This window comes from Flavobacterium sp. T50_26 (genome assembly GCF_057652995.1).
The window spans coordinates 102,199-127,881 of record NZ_JBYFCC010000002.1; the positions used below are offsets into that span (position 1 = coordinate 102,199).

Here is a 25,683-nt window from a genome sequence, read left to right on the forward strand (position 1 = left end):
AATTATTTTTTCTTAAATAACTTCCCTATCATTTTTGCAACATCATCAAGTCGTTCTAAATTCTCGGTAAATGTATCCAAAGCACCAGGATTTTTTAGATCAATTTTAGAGCTACCATCAATTCCTAATTGCAAAGGATAAATTAAAACCACATTATTTTTGTCGAAATATTTGTTCATATACGAAGGAATATTTTGCATTGTTGCATTATAAGATAAGTTTGGTTTTCTGCTCATTACAACCACAATTGCATCATCTTTTACGATGTTTCGTGATAAAATCAAAAAATCATCCCAATCTGAAAACACATTAAAACCTGCATCTACCGGATGTTTAGCATGAATTTCTTTAATAAAATTTATTGTTGCTTCACTACCATAAAACACAATTTTTGAACCTGTGTTTTTTCCTAAGTTCCATATTTTTAGTAACCAAAACGGGAAACCGATTTCACGTTCAGCACGTTCAGGAATAACAACTAAATATCTCTTTATTGTTGAAATAGGCTGAACCGATTTGTAAATAAAAGTAGTTGCGTTACATTTATTTAAAACTCCATCGGTCAACGGACCATACATACTATCACTTGAACCTAAACTTTCGGTTTGACCCAGAATAATATCAGATATTTTTTGTTCACGAACTACACTCGTAATTCCGTTTAAAATATTCAAATCATAACGCATTAACATATTCAATCTATTGTCTGTAGCCGAAGCAACTACAGCCGCTTTATCTACAATTTTTTTTGCTTTTGATTCTTTTGATAAAGACGATGAATTATTATTAATCACGTTTAAAGCGAAAAGTCCTGTTTTATTTTTCTTGGATTTCATAGTTACGGCCAATTGAATCAGCTCTTCTACCGTATCGATGTTTTTCATCGGAATAAGAATACGTTCATCACCGTCGGTTGGTTTTCCTTCCTCTTGTTCGTCGGAATCATCTTCCATCAAAGCGATATTATAAGCTCCTTTTTGAGCTACAAACGAAGCAATAGTACATGTAATTAAAATCATTAAAATAGTTCCGTTAAGTACACTTTCATTTAACAATCGATTAGGCATTTTTATTTCTGCTAAACGACCTTGCGTGAAAACCATTTCGGTTTTATCTGTTAATTTATAGGAACCTTCAGCGGGAATTCCGGCCAAAATAGCTTCGCTACCAACTTTTGGAAACTGACCTTTTTTTAAGTCAAGAAAAACTAATTCTGAAAGACTTTCTGTGGTTAATTTATTGTTTTTTAGATGAATTTCGGTATACTGATTTACACTTTTATAATCCACAATTATATTAAATCCAACCAAAACGGCAGCTAATGTTGCAGCTGCTTGAGCATTACTTAATCCGAAAATTAATCTTCTTTCATCAACAGAAAATACGTAAATTTTTTGAGTGATATATGCCGGAAGATATTTTCCAACAATTGCACAAACGGTCATGATTCCGGCAACTTCAAGTGTATTCCAATCTTTGATAAAGGCTTTATAATCTATTAACATTCCAACTCCAATAAGAAAGAAAGGGATAAAAAGTGCATTACCCACAAATTCAATTCGATTCATTAACGGAGAAGTATGTGGAATCAATCTATTAAGGGATAATCCGGCTAAGAAAGCTCCAATGATTGCTTCTATTCCGGCTAATTCCGCCAAAGTACATCCCAAAAAAACCATTGCTAATACAAAAATATATTGGGAAATATTATCATCAAATCGTTTAAAAAACCATCTACCTATAATGGGGAAGATGAGCATGACTACCAAACCAAAAACCACGACAGAAACCCCCAATCTGATCCAAAATTCCTGGTTAATTTCTCCTGTTTGCATACCGGCAATTACTGCCAAAACCAAAAGGGCAAGTGTATCGGTAATCATTGTACCGCCAACGGTAATGTTGACAGCTCTGTTTTTAGCAACGCCAAGTTTACTTACAATTGGATAAGCAATTAGGGTATGCGAAGCAAACATACTGGCAAGAAGAATGGAAGTTGGCATTGAAAAATGCAACAAATATTTACCCGCTAGAATTCCAATAATCATAGGTATTGAAAAAGTGAGCAAACCATAAACTAAACTTTTTGAGCTATTTTTTTTGAATTCAGCCAAATCTATTTCTAAACCCGCCAAGAACATAATATACTGTAAACCAACTGTCCCGAATAAAATTATACTCATGTCACGAGCAATCAAATTAAAGCCATTTGGTCCAATGATTGCTCCGGCAATAATTAATCCGATAAGATGTGGAATTCGCAATTTGTTTAATACGATTGGTGCAAATAAAATTATGAATAGTATTAATGAAAACAATAATACCGGATTCTTGAGTGGTAAAGTAAAATCTATTCCGACTAAAAAAAACATATGTTCTAATTTAATTTTTGGACAACTAATTTATCATTTTGAAGCTTAAGCCTTAACCACTTCTGAATTTTTTCTTCATCAACAGAAATAATTTTACTGCCAATCGATTTTTTCCATTTCAAATAAATTATTGGAATAGTGTCATAGGTTTTAAAATTTGTTTTTATCAATTTTGAAAAAGCAATTTCATCAACATTGGTGTAATTAATTTTTATTTCATTGGCAATCTGGTCAAAAGGTATTTTCGATTTTTCAGATAAATATAATTGCTTTTGCAATAACAATAGCTCTTTCTCTTGCCTAACTATTATTTCTTCTTTATTATTTAGATTTTGTTGAGAAGTGTAATAAGTTGATTCTAATTTTTCCAACATTGTTTGCGTTTCTAAATTTTCAACACTTTGTGCTATTTCAAATTCAACTCCACCATACCCTTGTTTTTCTAATTTAGCCTTCCATTTGTCTACTAATGAAATAGTTACTGATTTTCCAACTGTAGCAAAAGCGACTGTTTTATCATTATAACTGATTTGTTGATTCAAAAGTATTACATCGTTATTTTCTTTAAACTCACTTAAAATCAGATTCACCTTTCGTTCAAAATCAGATTTTTTATATAATCCATAAAACATGTAAATACTTGGAGCTAAAATCAAAAATGCAATAAAATAAAGCAATTGCGAAATTCTTTTTCGTTTAGAAGAGTTTAGATACTCTTTCATTGGAAACTGAAGCGATTTTACTATTACAAAAGTTGCTAACGCAATAAAAATTGTATTAATAGTAAACAGAAACATTGCACCACCAAAGAATGTCCATTTTCCGGTTGCCAAACTATAACCCGCAGTGCAAAGTGGTGGCATCAAGGCAGTTGCAATTGCAACACCTGCGATAGTATTAATTTGCTTATTGCGTCTACTCAAAGCTATTATTAAAGCAAAACCACCTGCAAAAGCTATGATTACATCACGAACATCAGGATAAGTTCTAGCAATTAACTCCGGTGTTTCATCTTGAAAAATGGGAATGCTGAAAAACAAAAAAGAAGTAAATAATGCCAATATCACCATGATTCCAAAGTTCTTAATGGCTTTTCGCATTAAATCGACATCGTTTATACCTAAAGACAAACCAATTCCAACAATTGGCCCCATTAATGGTGAAATTAACATCGCACCAATTACAACTGCTGTTGAGCTCGTGTTGAGTCCGGCAGAAGCAATCAGAATAGAAAAAATTAAGACCCAAGCTCCTTGTCCTTTTATAGAAATTCCTGCTTTTACCTCTTCAATTGTCGCTTCATGATTAGTGTCTTCACGAATATCAAGTGTAGATTTTAGCAAAAGCTTGAAATTAAGCCATAAATTTTTTGTTGGAATTTTGGGTTGATTATTTTCCATGCTACTAATTATCTTTTATTGAACTGACAATTTTTTTAATGTCTTGTTCTTTTTCTTTTGGATAAACCAATAGTACATTACCTTGGTCTACAATAATGTAATTACTTAATCCATCGATAACTACAATTTTTTTTCCTTCGGTTCGAATGATATTGTTAGAAGCATTCTCCAAAATAACGGTTGCATTTACAACCGCATTATTATATTGATCTTTATCTAATTTTTCGTGTAAAGATCCCCAAGTTCCCAAATCATTCCAGTCGAAAGTTGCGGGTAAAACATATACATTTTTGGCTTTTTCTAAGATGGCATAATCAATTGAAATATCTTCGGCTTCAGCATAATTTTGATTAATAAACTCTTTTTCTTTTAGTGTATTATATGTTTCAAAACCTTCCAAAAACAATTGATTCATTTGCGGTTGAAAAGTGGAAAAAGCTTCTATTATTGATTTAACAGACCAAATGAAAATTCCGCCATTCCAAAGGAAATTGCCACTTTCAAGAAACGATTTAGCTGTTTCATAATTTGGTTTTTCTCTAAATTGATTTACTTTTTTAATGGAATTTGAGTCTGTTTTATCAAATTCGATATAACCAAAACCGGTATTTGGAAAAGTGGGTTGAATTCCTAATGTCATTAACGCATTTTCATGTTGACAATAATCAAAACATTGTTGCAAATTTGTGATAAACGCGGTTTCATCTTCTATCCAATGATCACTTGGAGCTACGACCATAACCGCTTCCGGATTCATTTTTTGAATTTTTAGCGAAGCATACAAAATACATGGAGCTGTATTTCGCATAGCCGGTTCCAATAAAACTTGTTCTTGCTTGACCATTGGCAGTTGACTAAGAACCAAATCATTGTATTTTTCATTGGTTAAAATCAAAATGTTTTCTGTTGGAATTAGTTTTGACAAACGGCTGAACGTTTTTTGAATCAACGTTTCTCCCGATCCTAACATATCGTGAAATTGTTTAGGAAAATCAGTTGTAGAAACCGGCCAAAAACGTGATCCGACTCCACCTGCCATTACTATTGCGTAGTAGTTTTTGTTCATTTTATGAGTTGCTGAGTTGCTGAGACTCTGAGTTATTGAGTTTTTTAGTTGTTACAAATATAGTAAAGTTGAAGCGTTAGTGAGGCGTTGAATTATCGAATAAAATCAATTTTTATCCCGGAATAATCTCGACCTCAGCATTCGCATTAAACAAATATAACTTTCCGGTTTTTACTTCCAAGCATTCATAGCGTTTGACTCGCAAACCTTTTTTTTGAAAAACTTTCCCGTTTTTAATTCTGAAAAAACTTCCGGAAGGCACTTCATGGATAAAGTGTATATCAGGTTTTCGTTCGTCAAATTGTTTTAAAGCAAAAGCCAATCGTGCATCGGTGTCGCTACTGGCGGTTGGATTTCGAAAATGATTAGCAATCAAAGGCAAAACCGAATTTGGGAAAATTTCCGGCCGAATAAACGGAACCATCAACCGTTGAAATGTAATTTTCCACTCATTTCCGTGTGGTTTGATGTTTCTCCCATATTTTTCAAACGCCGCTAAATGAGCAATTTCATGAACTAATGTTATCAAAAAACGGTATTTATTCAAATTGGCATTCACGGTGATTTGATGTTTCCCGGAAGGATGTCTTCTATAATCGCCATGACGAGTTACCCGTTCGTTCACAATTTTTAAATGAACCGAATTGGTTTTGATTAACTCAAAAACCGATTCAACTGCGTGTTCGGGAAGATATTTTAAGAGGACTTCGCTCATTTAGTTGTTGTCAATTTCTTTTTTTTGATTGAGTAACGTTTTTGCATTTAATTCGGTTACTACTTTTTTTCCTGTTTTGGTTTCTAGTTCTTTTCTAGCAACATTGGCAACATTTCCGCCTTGTTTAGCTACTTCTTTACTGTCTTCAAATGTTTCAGGATTTATTGCTTTGGAAATATCTTTTGTGGAAGCTTCTGCTAACATATTCAAAATCAATTCGGTATTTGTCATATTATCTCGAAGATTCTCCTTTTTTAATCCTTTCAATAATTTATATTCTTTGGTTGTTTTACCTGACCAAGATTTTGAAATTATATCGGTTAATGTGGCAAATTGCTGACCCTCTTTAATTCCTCTACTTTTCCATTCATCTGTGAGTTCTTTTCTGATTTCAATGCTTTTTAGGCGTTGATTAATCCAATTTTCAGAATAACCTAATTGTAAATATTGTTCTAATGCTCTGTCAATTGTTATTTCCGGATCTTGCATTTCATCCAATCGTTCCGATGCAATTTGTGCTAACCACAACTTAAACGGCTCTGCTTTTGGTGACGGAATGGATTGAATTAAGCGAAAAAGCTGCTCTGTATCAGCGACATCGGTTTTATAAAATTTACCATCTGAAGATTGCATTTTCAGTTGTCCGATATTTTCGGACAACTGACTTCCCTCTTTTTGTAACTTCGCTTTTAAATCACTCCAATATTTTCTTGGGCGATCACTTTCTGTTAATGCTTCAATTACATCAATAATAGAAAAGAACCACTTCTCGTTTTCTGCATCCCAAAGTGTTCTTACTTTTTTGTTTTCAAATAGCTGGATGGCGTTTTCTTGTTTCATAATTGTATATATTAAATTTGAATTACGGTGTTGATGAACTTACTTGCAAGACTTTCCCATTATAATATTTATTTCCGTTTAACGAAAAATCATAAATATAATCGGCCATTTCTTTGGCAGAAAGTGGTGCTTTGTATCCCGGAAAAGCTTCGTGCAACATTTCGGTTTGAACAGCTCCTAAAGCCAAAACATTAAACGAAATTCCTTCTTCTTTATATTCCTCTGCCAGCAATTCCGACAAAGTTATAACTGCTCCTTTACTTGAAGAATAAGCTGCTAAACCAGGAAATTTTGAACTTCCTTGAACACCGCCCATCGAACTAATTGATAATACATGACTTCCTCTTTTTAAAAACGGCAAACAAATTCGAGTTAAATTGGCAACACCAAAAACATTTACTTTGTAAACCATTTCAAAATCGGCTTGTGTTAATTGTAGAAATGGTTTTAGCACCAGACAACCTGCATTGTGAATTAAGACATCAACATTTTTCCACGTCTGCGAAATGAATTCAGTTATTAAATTCAATCCGCTTTCTTCAGATAAATCAACAACAAGACAAGTAATATTTGGATGTTCGATTAGTTCTTTTACTGTTTTTCGGGAGATAGCTAAAACTTGATGACCTTGGTTAGCAAATTGCAAAGCAAGTTCATAGCCAATTCCACGAGAAGTTCCTGTGATGATAATATTTTTCATTTATTTTTTATATGTGCTAAAAATACAAAAAACCCTTTTAAGAAAGAACTCAAAGGGTTTTAAATATATTGATTTGTAATTTATTTTTACACTAATCCTCTCGAAATCACAATACGTTGAATCTCTGAAGTTCCCTCGTAAATTTGTGTAATTTTAGAATCCCTCATCATTCTTTCAACATGATATTCTGCCACATAACCGTTTCCACCATGAATTTGAACGGCTTCATTGGCTACTTCCAACGCAATTTCTGAAGCGTATAATTTTGCCATTGCACCAGAATGTGCGATGTCTTTTCCTTCGTCTTTTTCGCAGGCGGCTTTCATAACTAATAATTTTGCGGCTGTTACTTTCACATACATATCAGCCAATTTAAAAGCGATGGCTTGGTGTTTGAATATTTCTTTACCAAATGCCTTTCTTTCGTGCGAATATTTCAAAGCCAATTCATAAGCTCCGGTTGCAATTCCTAATGCTTGCGATGCAATTCCGATTCTTCCTCCGTTTAGCACGTTCATTGCAAAACTAAATCCGAAACCATCGGCACCAATTCTATTTTCTTTTGGCACTTTCACGTCATTAAACATTAACGAATGCGTGTCGCTTCCGCGGATGCCCATTTTCTTTTCTTTCGGACCAATTTCAAATCCGGCCCACCCCTTTTCAACTATAAAAGCGTTGATTCCTTTATGTCCTTTTTCAACATCGGTTTGAGCTATTACTAAATAAGTTGAAGCCGTTGCCCCATTGGTAATCCAATTTTTTGTTCCGTTTAACAAATAGTAATCACCTTTGTCAATAGCCGTTGTTTTTTGAGAAGTGGCGTCACTTCCTGCTTCCGGTTCAGATAAACAAAAAGCTCCAATCACTTCGCCTTGAGCTAACGGAACCAAGTATTTCATTTTTTGTTCTTCGCTACAATATTTTTCCATTCCGGCACAAACTAATGAGTTGTTTACCGACATAATAACCGCTGCCGAAGCATCAACTTTTGCAATTTCTGTCATTGCCAAAACGTAGGAAACACTGTCTAAACCGGCACCTCCGTATTTTGGATCTACCATCATTCCCATAAAGCCTAATTCAGCCATCATTTTCACTTGCTCGGTCGGAAATTTTGAATGTTCATCTCTTTCAATTACGCCTGGTAATAATTCTTGTTGAGCAAAATCACGAGCCGCTTGCTGAATCATTAAATGCTCTTCGGTTAGATTAAAATCCATAATTATAAAAAATAGTGTTTGATTGTTTCTTAAATTTGAACGCAAAAATAGAACAATTAAGTCAAAATCTCAAACGATTTCGTAATTTTAGCCTATGTTTAAAGAATCCTATCAAGTTGTTGGTGTGATGAGCGGAACTTCGCTCGACGGAATCGATTTGGCTCATCTTCATTTTTCTAAAAAAGACGGAAAATGGTCGTATGAAATTTTAGAATGCATAACCACTTCATATCCAAATCATTGGTTAAACAAATTGAAAGTTGCCGTTCATTTTTCTGAAAGTGAATTGATTCAATTAAATGAAGAATACACTGATTTTTTGGGAAATACAATCAAAGATTTTATTGAAAATTATAACATTGAATCCATTGATTCGGTTTGTAGTCACGGTCATACGATTTTACATCAACCTCAAAAAGGCATTACTTTACAAATTGGAAACTTACCTAAAATTACCGAAATTATTTGTAAAAAAGTGGTTTGTGATTTTAGAGTGCAAGATGTTGAATTGGGAGGACAAGGTGCACCGCTAGTTCCGATTGGTGATCGATTATTATTTTCTGACTATGATTATTGTCTGAATTTAGGCGGGTTTTCGAATATTTCGTTTGAAGAAAACAGAAAAAGAATTGCATTTGATATTTCTCCTGTAAATACCGTCTTAAATTTTTATGCCAATCAATTAGGCTTTGATTATGATGATAAAGGCGAAATTGCTCGTTCCGGAAAAGTAAATCTAGACTTATTAACTGAATTGAATAACCTTGATTTTTATCAAAAAAAACACCCAAAATCCCTCGGAATTGAGTTTGTAAATGCTACAATTCTACCGCTAATTGACAATTATTCCATTTCAATTGAAGATAAACTGCACACTTTTGTGGAACATATTGCTATGCAAATCGCTTTTGCTTTACCTAAAAAAGAAGGTAAACTATTGATTACCGGTGGTGGTGCTTACCATCTTTTTTTGTTGGAACGAATGCAAAACCATTTACCTAAAATGAATCTTATTGTGCCAGATACCAAAACATTAGAATTCAAAGAAGCTTTAATTTTCGGATTACTTGGCGTGTTGAAATTACGCAACGAAATCAATGTACTTTCCAGTGTGACCGGGGCAACAAATGACCATTCTTCGGGAAAAATTTTCAATTAAAAAATCCTTATTTTTTGTGCAATTTATTTTTTGTAAATTGAACCCTTGAATTTTTCAGTTCAAAAAAATAGCAATGAAAAAGATTTTATTAGTAGAAGACGAAGTTCATGTAGTATCATTTATCAAAAAAGGATTAACCGAAGAAGGTTATGAAGTTTCTGTGGCATTGGACGGAAAAACCGGATTTTCTTTACAGCAAAACAATCAATTTGATCTCGTCATTTTAGATATTATGTTGCCGGAAATGAATGGTTTGGAAGTTTGTCGAGAAATAAGAAAAACCAACACACAAATTCCAATTTTATTTTTAACTGCTTTGGGAACTTCAGAAAACATTGTGTTAGGTTTAGAATCAGGTGCCGATGATTATTTAGTAAAACCCTTTAAATTCATTGAACTTTTAGCTCGAATAAAAACCTTGCTTCGTAGAACGGAAAGTTTTAATCCATCAATTCCGGAAATTCAAGAAGACTATATTTATAAAATTGACGATTTAATTTTGAATGATTTTAGCAAAACCGTTACCAGAAATGGCGAAACAATTTCACTCACAACAACAGAATTTAAACTTTTGCTCAACTTTTTGCAAAACCTCAACAAAGTCCTTTCAAGAGGTGAAATATTAGATAACGTTTGGGGTGTCAATTTTGATATGGGAACCAATGTAGTTGATGTTTATGTGAATTATCTCAGAAAAAAAATCGATTCCAATTCATCTAATAAACTGATTCATACCGTTATCGGAATGGGTTATGTAATGAAAGAAAATTAATGAAAACGCAAACCAAAATAACGCTACTTTTTTTAATTCCTTTTCTAATTGTCTTATCGCTTTTTAGCGGATTTGTTTATTATTCGTTTTTAAATTATTCTCATAATGATTTTTTCCGACTGTTGGAACTCCGTGCAATTACTGCCGGAAAAATTGAATTAGATAATAATCCAACCACAAATATTAGAGAAATTAAAGAATTGCGTGATCAATTTTTTGAAAAACTCCCTCAAGAAAAAGATTATTTTTTCCCGTTAGAAGATGTTGCTTCTTATCAGGATGAGAGTCAGACATTGGGTTTGCCTATCTACTTTTTTGATGATGTCATTAAAAACGGAAAATCGGAATATCAAAAAAACAACACTTTTTATAAAGGTATATTATATAATAGTAAAAAAGGAAGGTATATTGTAGTTGCTTCTGCTGAAAATTATTATGAATTGCATCATTCTGCTTATTTAAAAAGAACGTTGTTTTTTTCAATTTTAGCTGCTTTTATAATTTCCGCTATCACATCGCTGTATTTTTCAAAATATATTTTTAAACCTTTACGGAAAATTACTGAAAAAGTAAATCAGATTAGTTCCGAAAATTTGCATTTGCGATTAGATGAAACAAACAAAAATGACGAATTAAATGAATTAGCAAAAACGTTCAACACGATGCTCGACCGAATTGAAACTTCTTTTGAAACGCAAAACAACTTTATTAGTAATGCTTCGCACGAACTTAGAACTCCGCTCACAGCCATTATAGGTGAAGCGGATGTAATTTTATCAAAAGAAAGAAGTCAAGAAGATTATCAAGAAGCCATCAAAATCATGTTGGTAGAAGCCGAAAAATTAGAAGGAAAAACCAGAGCTTTATTATTTTTGGCTCAAACCGGATTTAATGGTAAAATTCAAAAATTTGATAAATTAAGGATTGATCAAGTTTTAATGGATGTTAAAGAAACATTGGAAAGAATCAATCAAAAAAATAAAATTCATCTAGATATGAGTTTGCTTCCGGAAAATTCGGATATGATAAAAGTAAACGGAAATGAACAATTATTGCATTTGGCGTTTAGCAATATCATCAATAATGGATGTAAATATTCTGACCATCAACCTGTGAATGTTGCACTTGGAGCATCAAACAACAGTGTTTTTGTGGTTATAAAAGATGTTGGTATAGGAATTCCCGAATCGGAATTAAAATTTATTTATGATCCATTCTTCAGAGCATCTAATACCAAAAATTATGAAGGTTATGGAATTGGTTTGCCGCTTACGCGAAATATCATTCGAATGCATCGTGGTGAGATTGATGTAAAATCGATTCAGAACCAAGGAACGACGGTTCAAATTAACATTCCGATGTATAAAATTTAACGTTTTTAAAACTTCTTTAAGATTCTCTAATCTGATTTTAATTTCGTCATTCAATTTTAATCAAATTCTAATTTTAGATTAATTTCTTTCTAATTTGACGCCCATAAATTTGTCACTATAAATCTAAAAAAAATAGTGTCATGAAAAAAACCATTCTTATCCCAACTGATTTCTCGATTGAATCTTTATCTGTTTTAAAAAATGTTTTGAGTCAATCTTCATCAAATGAAAAATTTGATATCATTCTTTTGCACGGTGTTCATTTAAAAGATTCCATCACTGATTTGCTTTTCTTATCAAAAAAAAAAATTGTAAATCAATTTATTACTAATGAATTTACTGAAGCTTGTTCGGTTTTACAAAACAAATATGCATCCAAAATAAATTCTATTCGTAAAGATATCTTTACCGGCTTTACACAAACTGCTTTTAATAATTATGTTGAAGGAAACAAAATTGATCAAGCTTTTCTTCCATTACAACATCAATGGAAATTGGATAAAAGAAAAAGCTTTGATTTAGTTCCATTTATTCAAAAAAGCAAACTTTCTGTAGAACAAGTGGGATGGAATACCATCCAAAACATGCCGGAAAAAGGAAAAGTGGCCGAAATCTTCTTCAACGGAGTTCCTTCGCATTCTTAATTATTAAAACCAAAAAAACTATGAAAATTATAACCACTTATACAGCTGTATTTCTGGTTATTGTTGCAACGATCTTTACATTAATGTCCTTTTCTCAAAGTCCCGAAAAAAAAATTGTTGGACAATGGAATGAAAAATCTTGGGAGTATGAACGTGTAAACAAAGTTGGCGACACTAACAGCAAAGAAATTACAGACGATGTAAAAAAAATAATAGGTCAACACCTACTTATTCATGAAGCCGAAACTTGGCAATTTTTGCCAAACGGAAAACTGCTCTTAAAAGCAGGTTCAACAGAACGATTGGTAGATTGGAAAATTAAAGGAAGAGGTCATATTCTTCAATTAAAATATGATGATAATGTTGTAGAAAACTACAACCTTACCGAACTTGACAACAACACAATGATTTTGAATTTTGATTCGGAAATTCAAGCTCGTGGAATTGCAAAATTAACATTTGAAAAATCATAGAATATGCTTAGAAAATTTAGTAATAGCAGAACATTAGAAGACAATATTAAATTAGGAGCACTTACTGCCTTTTCCGGCGGCATGGTGAATGTTGCCTCATTACTGATTTTCTTTTCATTTTCATCAAATGTAACAGGTCATTATGCCATTTTGGCTTCAGAAATTGTAAAAGGAAATCTATACCAAACCGGAATTGTTTTTGCTTGGATATTTCTATTCTTTTTTGGTAGTTTTTTGTCCAATTTAATTGTTATTCATCTTAGTAAAATAAATACGTATTTGGCTCATTCGTTACCGCTTATTTTAGAAATTTTTTGTTTGATGTCAGTTGGAGTCTATGGACAGTTTTTCTACATGGAAACACTATTTGAAACCGAAATCATGCTCGGAATCATGCTTTTTGCAATGGGTTTACAAAACGGATTAACCGCAAGTATTTCAAATTTTGCTGTAAAAACAACTCACTTAACGGGAACTACAACTGATTTAGGAATTCTATTTTCAATGTTTACCAAAAAAGAATTCAGAGAAAACAAAGAGTTGAGAGGCAAAGCAAAATTATTGAGCACAATTGCAATTGCCTATTTGGGAGGAGCAATAATTTCCGGATTTCTTTATTTCTACACCGGATTTCAAGTGTTTTATATTGTGAGTGTATTTTTAACGATTGTAATTTCGTATGATTTATACAAAATTCGTTTGGCACGATTCATATCAGTCAGAAACAGAAAAAATGCAATCAAGGTTTACAAGGAAACTAAAACTGTGCATCCGTCTTTCAATTTAAATTCGTTTACTGAAAGAAAAGAAAGAATGAAAGAAGAAACAGCATAAACATAAAATCCCCACTTTGGGGATTTTTTTTGCTCAGCATTACATCCAAAACAAAAACACTACATTTTTAATACACTTTTTCAAAATTTAGGTTTGAAATGTTTTACAGTAGCTTTCAAAAAAAATAATTTAGCAGACACTATTTCAACAAATCATGAAAAAAATTCTTCTTTCTGCTCTAATTATATTTAATTCATTTTTAGCTTTCAGTCAAACTAAAAATAAATTTTCAGACAAAACTCCTGTTTTAAAAACTAATGGAAAACAAATTCTTGAACCTTCTGGAAATCCAATTATTCTAAAAGGAACAAACCTCGGAAATTGGTTAGTTCCCGAAGGATATATGTTCAAATTTGAACAAGTAAATTCTCCTCGAAGGATTGATGATTTTTTGTATGAAATGATTGGTCCGGATAGTTTAGAAGTCTTTTGGGATAAATACTTAGACAATTACATCACGCATGACGACATCAAATATTTAAAACAAATTGGTTGCAATCATTTGCGTGTTCCATTTCATTATAAAATGTTTACGCAAGATTTGTATATGGGAAAACGAAATTCAGGCTTTACCTATCTTGATCGAGTAATTGAATGGTGCAGACAAGAAAAACTGTATGTTTTATTGGATATGCATTGTGCTCCCGGCGGACAAACCGGAGACAATATTGATGACAGTCATGGTTTTCCCTATTTGTTTTTTAGTCAAAAATCACAGAATTTATTAAGCGAAATTTGGATTGATATTGCCAAAAAATATAAAAACGATCCCATTGTTATTGGGTATGATTTAATTAACGAACCTTTAGCTCATTATTTCAAAGATGAAATTAAGGATTACAATCTACGTCTGCATTTGCTTTACAAACGTTTGGTTGCCGACATTCGAAAAATTGATAAAAAGCATACCATCTTTTTAAGTGGTTCTGTTTGGGGCGGCGATTTTGGCGTTTTTGAAGAAATTTTAGACAACAATATAGTATATGAATTTCATAAATATTGGTTTGATGTAAATCAAGAATCCGTTCAGTTTTATGTAGATTTTAGCGAAAAACATCAAGTTCCAATCTACATTGGAGAAACGGGTGAAAACACAGATGAATGGGTAAACGATTTTAGAACATTATTAGATAAAAATGAAATTCATTGGTGCTTTTGGCCTTATAAAAAAATGAACAACACCCGAGGAATCATGAATTTTGATCAACCCGAAAATTTTGATCTTTTGATAAATTATGCCAAAAGCGATAGAAGCACTTATGAAAATATTCGCAAAAACAGACCTAATCGCGAATTAGTGCAGAAAGCTCTAAATCAGTATTTAGAGAACTCTCTTTTTACTAAAAAGAATTTTCCAAATGTGGGTTATATTGAAGGATTGGGTTTTAAAAATCATTCTCTAAAGAAATAAGAAGTAAAATCACTACAAGTTCTATTTAAAGTCTACGGGTCAATTTTTAATCAAATTGACCCGTTTTGCCATTTGCTTTAAATTAAAAGTTGAAAAACGATTATTTTATTATAAAATCTTTATTAAAATAAAACTCAATTTAATATTTAAAATTAAATTTGCAACACAAACAAACTAAAAAAGAACAACTAACTAAAATGAAAGAATTACTCAAAAAATTTGAGAACAAAGAACCCGAAATAATTTTTAACTGGAAAGATGCAGAAACAGATGCAGAAGGCTGGACAGTAATCAACTCTCTTCGTGGAGGTGCTGCCGGTGGCGGAACCAGAATGCGAAAAGGATTAGACATGAACGAAGTTCTTTCTCTTGCAAAAACTATGGAAGTAAAATTCTCTGTTTCTGGTCCTGCCATTGGCGGAGCAAAATCTGGAATCAACTTTGATCCAAACGATCCTCGAAAAAAAGAAGTTTTACGACGCTGGTATAAAGCTGTATCTCCTCTATTAAAAAGTTATTATGGAACTGGTGGCGATTTAAATGTAGATGAAATTCATGAAGTAATTCCAATTACGGAAGAATGTGGCGTTTGGCATCCGCAAGAAGGCGTTTTCAACGGTCATTTTAAACCTACAGAAGCAGACAAAATCAACAGAATAGGTCAACTTCGTCAAGGTGTCATCAAAGTAATTGAAAATCCAAAATTTTCACCAGATGTAAACCGAAAATATACCGTTGCAGATATGATTACCGGTTTTGGCGTTGCCGAAGCAGTGCGTCATTATTATGATATTTATGGCGGAAGCGTTGTTGGCAAAAAAGCCGTTGTTCAAGGCTTTGGAAATGTTGGATCTGCAGCAGCATTTTATTTAGCAGGAATGGGTGCCAAAATTGTTGGAATCATCGATCGCGAAGGAGGAATAATAAATGAAGACGGATTTTCATTCGAAGATATTAAACGTTTATTTCTAAACAAAGATGGAAATAAATTAGTCGCTCCAAATATGATTCCATTTGAAAAAATAAATCAGCAAATTTGGAACATTAATGCCGAAATCTTTGCTCCTTGTGCAGCTTCACGTTTGGTTCAAAAAAGTCAAATTGACCAAATGATTACTTCCGGTTTAGAAGTAATTTCAAGTGGTGCCAATGTGCCGTTTGCCGATAAAGAAATTTTCTTTGGTTCAATCATGGAAGAAACTGATGCAAAAGTTAGCTTAATTCCTGATTTTATTGCAAATTGCGGCATGGCTCGCGTTTTTGCTTATTTTATGGAAAAGAAAGTTCAAATGACAGATGAAGCTATCTTCTTCGATACTTCCGAAACCATCAAAAAAGCAATTGAAAAAACGCATGCATTAAATTCATCAAAAACAAATATCAGTGCTACCGCTTTTGAAATTGCACTTAAACAACTAACTTAATTAAAACATGATGGCACTTATTATCATTTTATTATTTGTTGTTGGATACATGTCCATCACATTGGAACATCCGTTAAAACTTGACAAAACTGTTCCGGCTCTTTTAATGGCTGCGGTTATGTGGGCATTTTTATCTTTCGGTTTCAACAACGGATGGCTTTCAATTATTGACGGACACGGTCATGTTTTTAACATGGCAGTTGGTGAGGCAGAAGCAAATCATGAAGGATTCCTTGAAAACTTAATGCATCATTTTGGCAAAACTGCCGAAATTTTGATTTTCTTAATTGGAGCAATGACCATTGTTGAAATTATTGATTTACACCGTGGTTTTGATGTCATTAAAAATAGAATTAGAACAACAAATAAAGTAAAACTACTTTGGACATTAGGTATTATTGCTTTTTTCCTTTCTGCAATTATTGATAACCTAACAACAACCATCGTTTTAATTACTTTGTTGCGAAAATTAATACCAAAACGCGAATACAGAATTTGGTATGCCTCATTAATAGTCATTGCAGCAAATGCCGGTGGAGCTTGGTCTCCAATTGGCGATGTAACAACTACTATGCTGTGGATTGATAATAAAGTTACTGCCCTTGGTCTATCTGAATACGTGATAATACCCTCAATAATTTGCTTTGTTGTTCCGTTCTTTATTGCCTCAAAATTAAAACCTTTTCAGGGAGAAACCGAACGAAAAGCATTTGGAGTAAACGAAGAATCAGAACGATTATTAAGTAGTAAAAAGATGCTTTACATTGGTTTAGGAGCTATTGTTTTTGTACCTATTTTTAAAGTAATAACCGGACTTCCACCTTATGTTGGAATGATGTTCAGTCTAGGATTTGTTTGGTTAGCATCAGAATATGTTACTCCATTTGACGATTTCAACAAAAAAGACAAACACCTTTATTCCGGTCATAATGCATTAACAAAAATTGAATTTTCAAGCATTCTCTTTTTCTTAGGAATTTTAATGGGTGTTGCTGCCTTAGAAACTATGGTATTTGGTCAAATAAACGGAGTCGATACCGGAACTCTTCGCTATGCTGCAGAATCTTTATCTAATGCCATTCCAAATATGGATATTGTGGTTATTCTTTTAGGAATTCTATCTTCAGTAATTGATAATGTTCCACTAGTCGCGGCTTCCATGGGAATGTATACCTTTGAAGTTGATAGTCCTATTTGGCATTTCATCGCCTACTCTGCCGGAACAGGTGGAAGTATGCTCATCATCGGCTCAGCCGCAGGTGTTGCCGCAATGGGTATGGAAAAAATCGATTTTATTTGGTATCTCAAAAGAATCACTTGGCTAGCTTTTGCAGGATTCTTAGCAGGAGCTTTAACATTCATGTTTATTGAACATTTTGTGCGATAAACAATTTAAAATAGTACTTTAGCGTTATCTTTTAACCAATCAAAAAAACAAATTAAAATATGCAACCAGCAGATAGTTTAGCAACAGCACAAGATGCTTTATTAGAAGATCAACCAGTAGAAGTTACATTATCCATTTGGGATTTAATGACCAGTGGAGGAATCGGAGGACAACTCATTATGATTACATTGGGTTTGTTATTCTTTTTTGCTTTATACCTCTATTTTGAGCGACTTTTAGCCATCAATGCCGCTTCAAAAATTGACATTAATTTTATGAATAATATCAAAATGAATATTATGAACGGTAAAATTGATGCCGCTAAAATGCTATGTGCTCAAACCAATTCACCTGTTGCTCGTTTAACCGAAAAAGGAATTTCCCGCATCGGAAAACCATTGGAAGACATCAATACAGCCATCGAAAATGCCGGAAAACTAGAAATTTATAAACTAGAGAAAAACGTAAGTATGCTCGCAACTATCTCAGGAGCAGGACCAATGATTGGTTTCCTTGGAACTGTAATTGGTATGATTCTTGCCTTTCACAAAATGGCAAGCGGAGGCGGACAAATTGAAGTTGGTGCTTTAGCAGAAGGTATTTATACCGCTATGACCACAACGGTTGCAGGTTTAGTAGTAGGAATTATTGCCTTTATGGGCTACAACCACTTAGTTGTAAAAACAGACAAAGTTGTGCATCAAATGGAAGCCAATGCAACTGATTTCCTTGACCTTTTAAACGAACCCTCATAATATGAACATAAGAGGTAGAAATAAAGTATCACCAGAATTCAACATGTCGTCTATGACAGACATCGTGTTTTTGTTATTGATTTTCTTCATGCTAACGTCAACAATGGTAACAACCAATGCCTTGGATTTAGTATTGCCAAAAGCAAAAGGAAAAACCGACAGTAACAAAAACATTTCGGTGAGCATCAATAAAGATTTAGAATTTTTTATTGACAAAGATCAAGTGCAAGAAGCCGATTTAGAAGCTCGATTATTAGCCTTGTTTCCAAACCAAGAAGACAAAGCCATTATTCTTAGAGCAGAGGAAGGTGTGCCAATTGAAAAAGCAGTTAATGTGTTAGACATCGCCAACCGAAATCAAATTAAAGTGGTACTGGCAGTTCGACCAAAATAATAAGAAGCTAATCCTGCTGTTCGTTCATAGTTTTTTTGAATAAACCCTTTTTTTGTAAGCCGTTTCAAGAGCTTCCGCTGGTCGCTTTGAAACAGCAACAAAAAATAGTGTTTCTTTCAAAAAAAGCTATCCACTACCATCAGGGCTAAAAAGAGAGACCATGAAATATTTAGAAACCGAACACGAAAGAAAATCATTTGCCATTTCATCAACCATAATGGCATTGATACTATTGCTTTGCATATTCTTTGGTTTAACTTCAATGGATCCACCACCTGAAAACGGAATCGCCATTAACTTTGGAAACACCGATGCCGGTTCAGGAAACACCAATACAACCGAACCCGTAAAATCAGAACCAAGAGAAGTAACTGAACAACAGCCGGTGGAAGAAACTTCAGAACCCGCAACTCCAAGTCAGGCTTCGGAAAATGTGATTACAGCCGATAACGAAGCAGCAATTGCATTAAAAAAACAAAAAGAAGAAGCCAATAAAAAAGCAGTAGCCGAAGCCAAAATAAAAGCTGCAGAACAGAAAAAAAAGAAAGAAGAAGCCGATAAAAAAGCAAAACTAGATGCCTTAATTGGTGGAGTTAAATCATCCGATGGAAAAACCACCGGTGGCGACGGAAATACAACAACACCGGGAAACCAGGGAAAATTAGACGGAAGCATTTATTCCAACAGCTACTACGGTAGCGGTAAAGGAACCGGAACAGGAACAGGAGCTTGGGGATTAAATGGCAGACGACTTTCCAGTCCGGGAGCTGTAAAAGCAGAATGTAATGATGAAGGAACAGTAGTTGTTGAAGTAAAAGTAAGCAAAAGCGGAACAGTTACCAACGCAAAATTTAGTCCGAGTGGCTCCAATACAACCAGTACTTGCCTTAAAGAAGCTGCTATTAAATCAGCTTACAAATACCGTTGGAATGACGATTCAAATGCACCAGATGGGCAAATTGGGTTCATTGTATTTAACTTTAGAAACGGAGAATAATGAAAAGCTTATTTCTTACACTTTTTCTTTTAACATGTTGTAGTAGTTTTGGTCAAAACACTACAGGGGGCGACGGTGAACCTAAAAGAGAAAAATATTCTAATAGCTACTATACTAACTCAAATAGAAATAATTCAGGTTTAAACGATAGAAGTCTAGCCAATCAAGTTGAAATAAATGCAAATTGTAATGACGAAGGAATTATAATTATAGAAATAAAAGTCAACAAAAAAGGTATCGTTACCAACGCAAAATTTAGTCCGAGTGGCTCCAATACAACCAGTACTTGCCTTAAAGAAGCTGCTATTAAATCAGCATACAAATACCGTTGGAATGACGATTCAAATGCACCAGATGGGCAAATTGGGTTCATTGTATTTAACTTTAGAAACGGAGAATAAAAAACAAAATTTATTTATATTTAAACCTCACTTTTGTGGGGTTTATTTTTTTAAAACAATGAATTATCAAGAAACTGTAAACTGGCTGTATAATCAGCTTCCAATGTATCAAACGCAAGGAGCATCGGCTTATAAACCGAACCTTGACAACACGATTTTGTTGGCTAATTACCTCAACAATCCGGAAAAAAAACTCAAAACAATTCACGTTGCAGGTACTAACGGAAAAGGTTCTACTTCTTCACTACTTGCATCGGTTATACAGGAAGCAGGATACAAAGTAGGTTTATATACTTCACCTCATCTCAAAGATTACCGCGAACGCATTAAAATCAACGGAGAAGAAATCACGGAAGAATTTGTAATCAATTTTGTTTCGAAACACAAAACCTTTTTTGAAAGTCATCAACTAAGTTTCTTCGAAATGACAGTCGGTTTAGCCTTTGATTACTTTGTGCAAGAAAAAGTAGACATTGCCATCATCGAAGTTGGTATGGGCGGTCGATTAGATTCCACCAACATCATTACACCGCTAATTTCTGTTATCACGAACATCGGATTAGATCACACCCAATTTCTCGGAAATACATTAGAATCCATTGCTTTTGAAAAAGCCGGAATTATCAAACCAAACATTCCTGTTGTAATTGGTGAATATACAAATGAAACGAAACTCGTTTTTATAAAGAAATCATCAGAAACCAATTCAGAAATTTATTTTGCTTCTGATTTAATTGAAGAAGTTTACCCTACTGCATTATTAGGCGATTATCAAATTCAGAATAGAAAAACTGTTCAACAAACACTTCAAGTTTTGCAACAACAAAATGAATTTTTTATTTCTGAAGAAAATATAAAATCTGGTTTTTTAAACGTTATTCAAAACACCGGATTATTGGGAAGATGGCAACAATTGGGAGATAGTCCGAAAATAATTTGCGATACAGCTCACAACAAACACGGATTATCGATTGTGCTAAAACAGATAGAAAAACAAGAATTTGATCAACTTCACATAGTTTTAGGCGTTGTAAATGATAAAGATTTGAGTGAAATTCTTCCATTATTCCCAAACATGGCAAATTATTATTTCTGTAGTCCAAAAAATTTACGTGGTTTACATCCTGAAATTCTAAAGGAAAAAGCCGTCGAGTTGGGACTTAAAGGAAAAGTATATAATTCTGTTTCAGAAGCTTATCAAGAAGCTACGAAATCAGCCAGCTCTACCGATTTCATTTACGTAGGCGGAAGCACATTTGTTGTTGCAGAAATTTTATAATTTTTTTCATTTTTTATTTGCAGATACCAAAAACTGTGCTATATTTGCACTCGCAATCAAGCACTAATCGGGCGATTAGCTCAGCTGGTTCAGAGCACCTCGTTTACACCGAGGGGGTCGGGGGTTCGAACCCCTCATCGCCCACACATTTAAAAACAAATGGTCACAAAAGCCGATAAATCTTAAGATTTATCGGCTTTTTGCTTTGGGGCATATACCAAATTATTCATTCAATCTTAATGCAAAAGGGACAAAATCGAGACCCTAAAAATTTCTACAATTTTGGGTCTCGCTAAATTCTCTCAAGCACTGTAAACACTGTACTAACAACCAGTTTAATACTGGTTCAAAAAGTGTACATCTTGTTTACTAAAAGTTTAAAAATTAAATTGAATAGTAATTAAAAGGTCACCACCATGAAAGCAAAAATCACTGTGCATATTTATGCAAAATCTTCAAAAGCTAACAAAAACGGTCAATTGCCAATTTATTTCAGGTTAACTGTAAATGGAGAACGTTTTGAATTCAGCACCAAGAAATTCATTGAAAAATCAAAATGGTCCGCTGAACAATCAAAAATGAAAGGTAACTCAGATGAAGCTAGGTCATTAAATAATTATCTAGATTTAATTAAATCAAAGGTTTTTGATATTCAAATGGAATTACTTCACAAGAGCGAAGAACTATCAATAGAAAATTTTAAATCAAGACTGACCAGAACACATGAACGTGAGCGAATGATCATTCCAATTTATCAAAGCCATAATGATAAAATTAAAGATTTGATTGGAAATGGTTACGCTTATGGAACCTTAGAACGATTTAAAATCTCATTAAAACACCTTCAGGAATTCATTCTTTGGAAATACAACGTGAATGATATAAGTATAAATAAAATCGACTATGGATTTGTAACCGAGTTTGAGTTTTATTTGAGAAGTGTAAAAAAATGCAACAACAATACAGCTGTTAAATATGTTAGAAACTTCAGAAAGATTATCAAAATATGCCTGGATAATGATTGGTTAGATAAAGACCCCACTACTCGATATGAAGGTAAAATGAAAGAAGTAGAAAGAGACTTTTTAACCGAAGAGGAATTATTGAAAATCTATAACAAAAAAATATCATCCGAAAGGCTGCAATTAGTTAGAGACATCTTCATTTTTTCATGCTACACCGGTTTAGCCTACATTGATGTGAAAGGATTGAAAAAGGATCATATTGGTATCGGTATTGATGGCGAAAAATGGATTTTCAAAAACCGTCAAAAAACAGAAATAAAATCTAAAATTCCAATTTTACCAATAGCTGAAGAAATTATTGAAAAATATAGTAATCACCCTAAATGCTTAAATGAAAATAGCATTCTACCAATACTCACTAACCAAAAAATGAATGCCTATTTAAAGGAAATTGGTGATTTATGCGATATTCCTAAAGAAATAACTTTTCACATGGCTAGACATACTTTTGCTACTTCGGTAACACTTACAAATGGAGTACCTATTGAAACCGTTAGCAAAATGTTGGGTCACAAAAATCTACATACTACCCAACACTATGCAAAAGTTTTGGACAAAAAAGTTAGTGAGGACATGTCTTTACTAAAACACAAACTGACTATACAACCCATTTCAAAAAGTTCTTGAAGTCATAAATCGCAATAAAGTGCCCACAAATCAATTCCATAATGATAGATACTTAGTTTGTTTCAAAACATTTATATTTTTAGAGATTTCCAGTTTTCAATTTATACACTTAAAATTGAATTACTTTACAGCATATAAAAGTATTGCAGGTGCAACGAGTTGACTTTTATGAGGTTTTTTAAAAAACACAAATGCAAAATCACGATTAATCATCCCGTTAATATTGATCATATCATTACTTAGCTTTTTTGTGTTCAAATCGTATGTTTTCGTGTAATAGTTAGTTAAATTCGATATTTGATATTTTAGTCGGGTTTGATCACTTAATTGTGGTTGAATGATAGTATTGTTTTCATCAAAGTAATCTTGTAATTCTAAACAAATGAATACATTTTTGTTGTATAGATTAATTTCATATTCTTCTAGATTTACTTCAACTTTATTTTTTGTTCCCTTTTCAATTGTTAAAATTGGACTCTCAAATAGCAATTCTTTAACCTGTAATTGTAATAAAGTCATAAAATCCCCAACCTCATTTGCAGTATAAAACTTTATCTTGTAACTTGTTTTATAGGTGACCTTTTCAACAAAGAAAGTCATTCTTTTTATCATCATGTTTTTTAAATCATTTTCACGAAATAAAATTCCATAATCAAGATTTTTTGATAAAGCAGCAGATTTGTTTTTTATAAACCTTGATTCTTCACCTATTACAATCTCTTTCGGTTTTGAGTTAGAAATGATTACCTCATCTAATTCATAAACAGTTCTGTTAAGCAAAACAACTTCAGTTAGATTTTCCTTTTTAAAACCAGCTATTTTATAGTTGAATTTAGTAAAAGCTATTGAGTCAAAGCTAATTTCTTTCGGCAAACGTGTTATACTGTCTTTACTGGTTAAGTTAGAAAAAATTGGTTTATTATTGAGATAAAGCGTATAGTTTACTTCACCAATAAATTCAAGTGTTTCTTCATCTAAAAGAATAAACTTTTGACTTTGTGCATAAGTTATTGAAATGAAAAATAATAATAGATATTTCATAATCTTTTTATGTAATCTTGATAAACTAATTTATACCGGTCCGGTTTTGAGTTGTAACGAATTTTTAATCACGAACATTTCAATTTTTACATTGACCAATGTTATATGTTTATACTATGTTTTATATTTTAAACTATTACACTAATTCTACACAAATTGTGTGCATTTATCCTCCATTTACTGATATTATTACCAAATTGTATATCTTATTGCAATATACAACTTGCTTGTTCCTGAAATGACTTTCCTTTTTTAGCAACAAGACTCTCATCATAAGTTTGAAGGCCAATGCTGATTCTTATATAAATTAGTGGAGAAGATGCCATTTTTTGTAAATCATCTTTGGAAATAGTATAGCGTGAATTATAAATAGAAACAATACCATATTCAGTAGCTTGTGCTGTAGGCACATTGTCTTGATTTGCCTTGACAGTAATTATTTCGCCATTCTCTAGTTTAAAGATAATGGTGTTTTCAGGAGTAATTATATCCCTCACATTCCCGTTTAAATTAATAAGCATTCCGACAGAATATTGATTTCCATTCTTATTTAATCCAAATTTCCAACCACGTTTTACATCAAAGGTGCTTCCTTTGGTTTCTTCTCCTGTAATTTCATCTTTCTTTTGATAATCATATTTGCATTTTTGGCTATATACATTTGTCGTAATGAAGATAACTACTACTGTTAGTAATCTGATGATGTTTTTCATATTAATAAGTTTTCATTTGTTAGATTATATTTTTTTTCTAAATATGCCTTTTCTTCATTAATTTTTTTCTGTGTGACCTTTTATAAAAAGCTATTAAAAACTGTCATATTTAGGATTCCCATTTTCAAAACTAATCAAGACATTTTTTGTCTTTATTTTCATCTTATTTAATTCTTTGTTGTTGCGATAAATTTGATCGTCAAGTTGTATAATAATAGTTGGTGTTAGATTTTCACCGAAGTTCGTTACTATAAAACCATGCATATCTTTTTTATAATTAAGAGTGTCTGTTGCTGTTAAGATTGGATAATCTGTCTCAATAAAAGTAAACTCTCTAGGCTTCTTATCAGTACTTAAAACCACTTTCAAGAAGTTGTTACTCAAAGGGCGAACAAAATCATCACCGTTCCCAGATTCCCAATTTTCATTGATAAAAGCAATAAGTTCTTTATAACGTTTGTCACTTATCCATTTGTCCCGAATAATTTCATCAACTTTTTTGCAATCTAAACAAGGAAGATTGTTTTTTCTCCTCCAACTAGTATATACACCTGCTTCTTTTTGAAATTTTCCGTAACTCATTAGATGATTGAGCCTGCCTTCTTTAAAATTTTAGCACTTTATTTGTCTTTTTTGCTAACCTACATTACTATTAAGA

General features: G+C 32.8%; 25 protein-coding genes and 1 tRNA gene. 16 read left to right on the forward strand and 10 right to left on the reverse strand.

The features are described from left to right. Positions 1–2: 2 nt before the first annotated feature. The 7 genes from AC23MC_RS01700 to AC23MC_RS01730 form a co-directional block, all read right to left on the reverse strand. The gene (locus AC23MC_RS01700; RefSeq protein WP_487566700.1) at positions 3–2,372 is read right to left on the reverse strand and encodes a cation:proton antiporter; all 2,370 of its coding nucleotides are present in this window, start codon (positions 2,370–2,372) and stop codon (positions 3–5) included. 5 nt (positions 2,373–2,377) lie between these two features. Further along, positions 2,378–3,772, reverse strand: coding sequence for a DUF389 domain-containing protein (locus AC23MC_RS01705; protein ID WP_487566701.1), 1,395 nt, complete (start codon positions 3,770–3,772; stop codon positions 2,378–2,380). Between the two features lie 4 nt (positions 3,773–3,776). Then, positions 3,777–4,838, reverse strand: a complete 1,062-nt coding sequence (locus tag AC23MC_RS01710) for a mannose-1-phosphate guanylyltransferase (RefSeq protein ID WP_487566702.1) — start codon at positions 4,836–4,838, stop codon at positions 3,777–3,779. 112 nt (positions 4,839–4,950) lie between these two features. Beyond that, positions 4,951–5,553: a SprT-like domain-containing protein gene (locus tag AC23MC_RS01715; RefSeq protein WP_487566703.1), complete on the reverse strand. Its 603-nt coding sequence runs from the start codon at positions 5,551–5,553 to the stop codon at positions 4,951–4,953. Further along, positions 5,554–6,393: a BRO-N domain-containing protein gene (locus tag AC23MC_RS01720; protein WP_487566704.1), complete on the reverse strand. Its 840-nt coding sequence runs from the start codon at positions 6,391–6,393 to the stop codon at positions 5,554–5,556. Between the two features lie 22 nt (positions 6,394–6,415). Next, positions 6,416–7,093, reverse strand: a complete 678-nt coding sequence (locus tag AC23MC_RS01725) for an SDR family NAD(P)-dependent oxidoreductase (RefSeq protein WP_487566705.1) — start codon at positions 7,091–7,093, stop codon at positions 6,416–6,418. Positions 7,094–7,179: 86 nt separating this feature from the next. Next, positions 7,180–8,316 carry an acyl-CoA dehydrogenase family protein gene (locus AC23MC_RS01730; protein ID WP_487566706.1) on the reverse strand — a complete coding sequence of 379 codons (1,137 nt, stop codon included), beginning with the start codon at positions 8,314–8,316 and terminating at the stop codon, positions 7,180–7,182. Between the two features lie 94 nt (positions 8,317–8,410). On the opposite strand from AC23MC_RS01730, the gene AC23MC_RS01735 reads away from it, so the two are divergent. From AC23MC_RS01735 to AC23MC_RS01810, 16 genes are all read left to right on the forward strand, one after another. Beyond that, entirely contained in the window at positions 8,411–9,475 is a 1,065-nt protein-coding gene (locus AC23MC_RS01735; protein ID WP_487566707.1) for an anhydro-N-acetylmuramic acid kinase, read from the forward strand. A gap of 73 nt (positions 9,476–9,548) precedes the next feature. Beyond that, positions 9,549–10,247, forward strand: coding sequence for a response regulator transcription factor (locus AC23MC_RS01740; protein ID WP_487566708.1), 699 nt, complete (start codon positions 9,549–9,551; stop codon positions 10,245–10,247). Then, positions 10,247–11,620, forward strand: coding sequence for an ATP-binding protein (locus AC23MC_RS01745; RefSeq protein WP_487566709.1), 1,374 nt, complete (start codon positions 10,247–10,249; stop codon positions 11,618–11,620). Before AC23MC_RS01740 ends, AC23MC_RS01745 begins: the two co-directional genes overlap by 1 nt. A gap of 140 nt (positions 11,621–11,760) precedes the next feature. Next, the gene (locus AC23MC_RS01750) at positions 11,761–12,264 is read left to right on the forward strand and encodes a hypothetical protein (protein WP_487566710.1); all 504 of its coding nucleotides are present in this window, start codon (positions 11,761–11,763) and stop codon (positions 12,262–12,264) included. A gap of 20 nt (positions 12,265–12,284) precedes the next feature. Next, positions 12,285–12,737: a hypothetical protein gene (locus AC23MC_RS01755; protein WP_487566711.1), complete on the forward strand. Its 453-nt coding sequence runs from the start codon at positions 12,285–12,287 to the stop codon at positions 12,735–12,737. Positions 12,738–12,740: 3 nt separating this feature from the next. Next, on the forward strand, positions 12,741–13,571 hold the full coding sequence (locus tag AC23MC_RS01760; protein ID WP_487566712.1) for a YoaK family protein: 831 nt from the start codon (positions 12,741–12,743) through the stop codon (positions 13,569–13,571). Between the two features lie 154 nt (positions 13,572–13,725). Further along, complete coding sequence (locus AC23MC_RS01765) at positions 13,726–14,982, forward strand: glycoside hydrolase family 5 protein (protein ID WP_487566713.1); 1,257 nt, start codon at positions 13,726–13,728, stop codon at positions 14,980–14,982. 197 nt (positions 14,983–15,179) lie between these two features. Beyond that, complete coding sequence (locus AC23MC_RS01770; protein WP_487566714.1) at positions 15,180–16,406, forward strand: Glu/Leu/Phe/Val dehydrogenase dimerization domain-containing protein; 1,227 nt, start codon at positions 15,180–15,182, stop codon at positions 16,404–16,406. A gap of 10 nt (positions 16,407–16,416) precedes the next feature. After that, entirely contained in the window at positions 16,417–17,793 is a 1,377-nt protein-coding gene (nhaD, locus tag AC23MC_RS01775) for a sodium:proton antiporter NhaD (RefSeq protein ID WP_487566797.1), read from the forward strand. Positions 17,794–17,852: 59 nt separating this feature from the next. Next, entirely contained in the window at positions 17,853–18,548 is a 696-nt protein-coding gene (locus AC23MC_RS01780) for a MotA/TolQ/ExbB proton channel family protein (protein ID WP_487566715.1), read from the forward strand. 1 nt (position 18,549) lies between these two features. Then, positions 18,550–18,942, forward strand: a complete 393-nt coding sequence (locus AC23MC_RS01785; protein WP_487566716.1) for an ExbD/TolR family protein — start codon at positions 18,550–18,552, stop codon at positions 18,940–18,942. A 160-nt stretch (positions 18,943–19,102) separates the two neighbouring features. Next, on the forward strand, positions 19,103–19,939 hold the full coding sequence (locus AC23MC_RS01790) for an energy transducer TonB (RefSeq protein WP_487566717.1): 837 nt from the start codon (positions 19,103–19,105) through the stop codon (positions 19,937–19,939). Further along, a complete protein-coding gene (locus AC23MC_RS01795) occupies positions 19,939–20,340 on the forward strand; it encodes a hypothetical protein (RefSeq protein ID WP_487566718.1) in 402 nt (133 codons plus the stop codon). The genes AC23MC_RS01790 and AC23MC_RS01795 overlap by 1 nt, the downstream gene beginning before the upstream one ends. A gap of 58 nt (positions 20,341–20,398) precedes the next feature. Further along, entirely contained in the window at positions 20,399–21,619 is a 1,221-nt protein-coding gene (locus tag AC23MC_RS01800; protein WP_487566719.1) for a bifunctional folylpolyglutamate synthase/dihydrofolate synthase, read from the forward strand. Between the two features lie 69 nt (positions 21,620–21,688). Then, a tRNA-Val gene (locus AC23MC_RS01805) sits at positions 21,689–21,763 on the forward strand. 272 nt (positions 21,764–22,035) lie between these two features. After that, positions 22,036–23,271: a site-specific integrase gene (locus AC23MC_RS01810; RefSeq protein ID WP_487566720.1), complete on the forward strand. Its 1,236-nt coding sequence runs from the start codon at positions 22,036–22,038 to the stop codon at positions 23,269–23,271. 120 nt (positions 23,272–23,391) lie between these two features. Here AC23MC_RS01810 and AC23MC_RS01815 read toward each other — a convergent pair whose 3' ends face one another. The 3 genes from AC23MC_RS01815 to AC23MC_RS01825 all read right to left on the reverse strand — a co-directional run bounded on the left by AC23MC_RS01815 (position 23,392) and on the right by AC23MC_RS01825 (position 25,607). Then, positions 23,392–24,312: a hypothetical protein gene (locus AC23MC_RS01815; RefSeq protein ID WP_487566721.1), complete on the reverse strand. Its 921-nt coding sequence runs from the start codon at positions 24,310–24,312 to the stop codon at positions 23,392–23,394. A 206-nt stretch (positions 24,313–24,518) separates the two neighbouring features. Next, on the reverse strand, positions 24,519–25,025 hold the full coding sequence (locus AC23MC_RS01820) for a hypothetical protein (RefSeq protein WP_487566722.1): 507 nt from the start codon (positions 25,023–25,025) through the stop codon (positions 24,519–24,521). 93 nt (positions 25,026–25,118) lie between these two features. Continuing rightward, positions 25,119–25,607 carry a hypothetical protein gene (locus AC23MC_RS01825; protein WP_487566723.1) on the reverse strand — a complete coding sequence of 163 codons (489 nt, stop codon included), beginning with the start codon at positions 25,605–25,607 and terminating at the stop codon, positions 25,119–25,121. Positions 25,608–25,683: the final 76 nt, after the last annotated feature.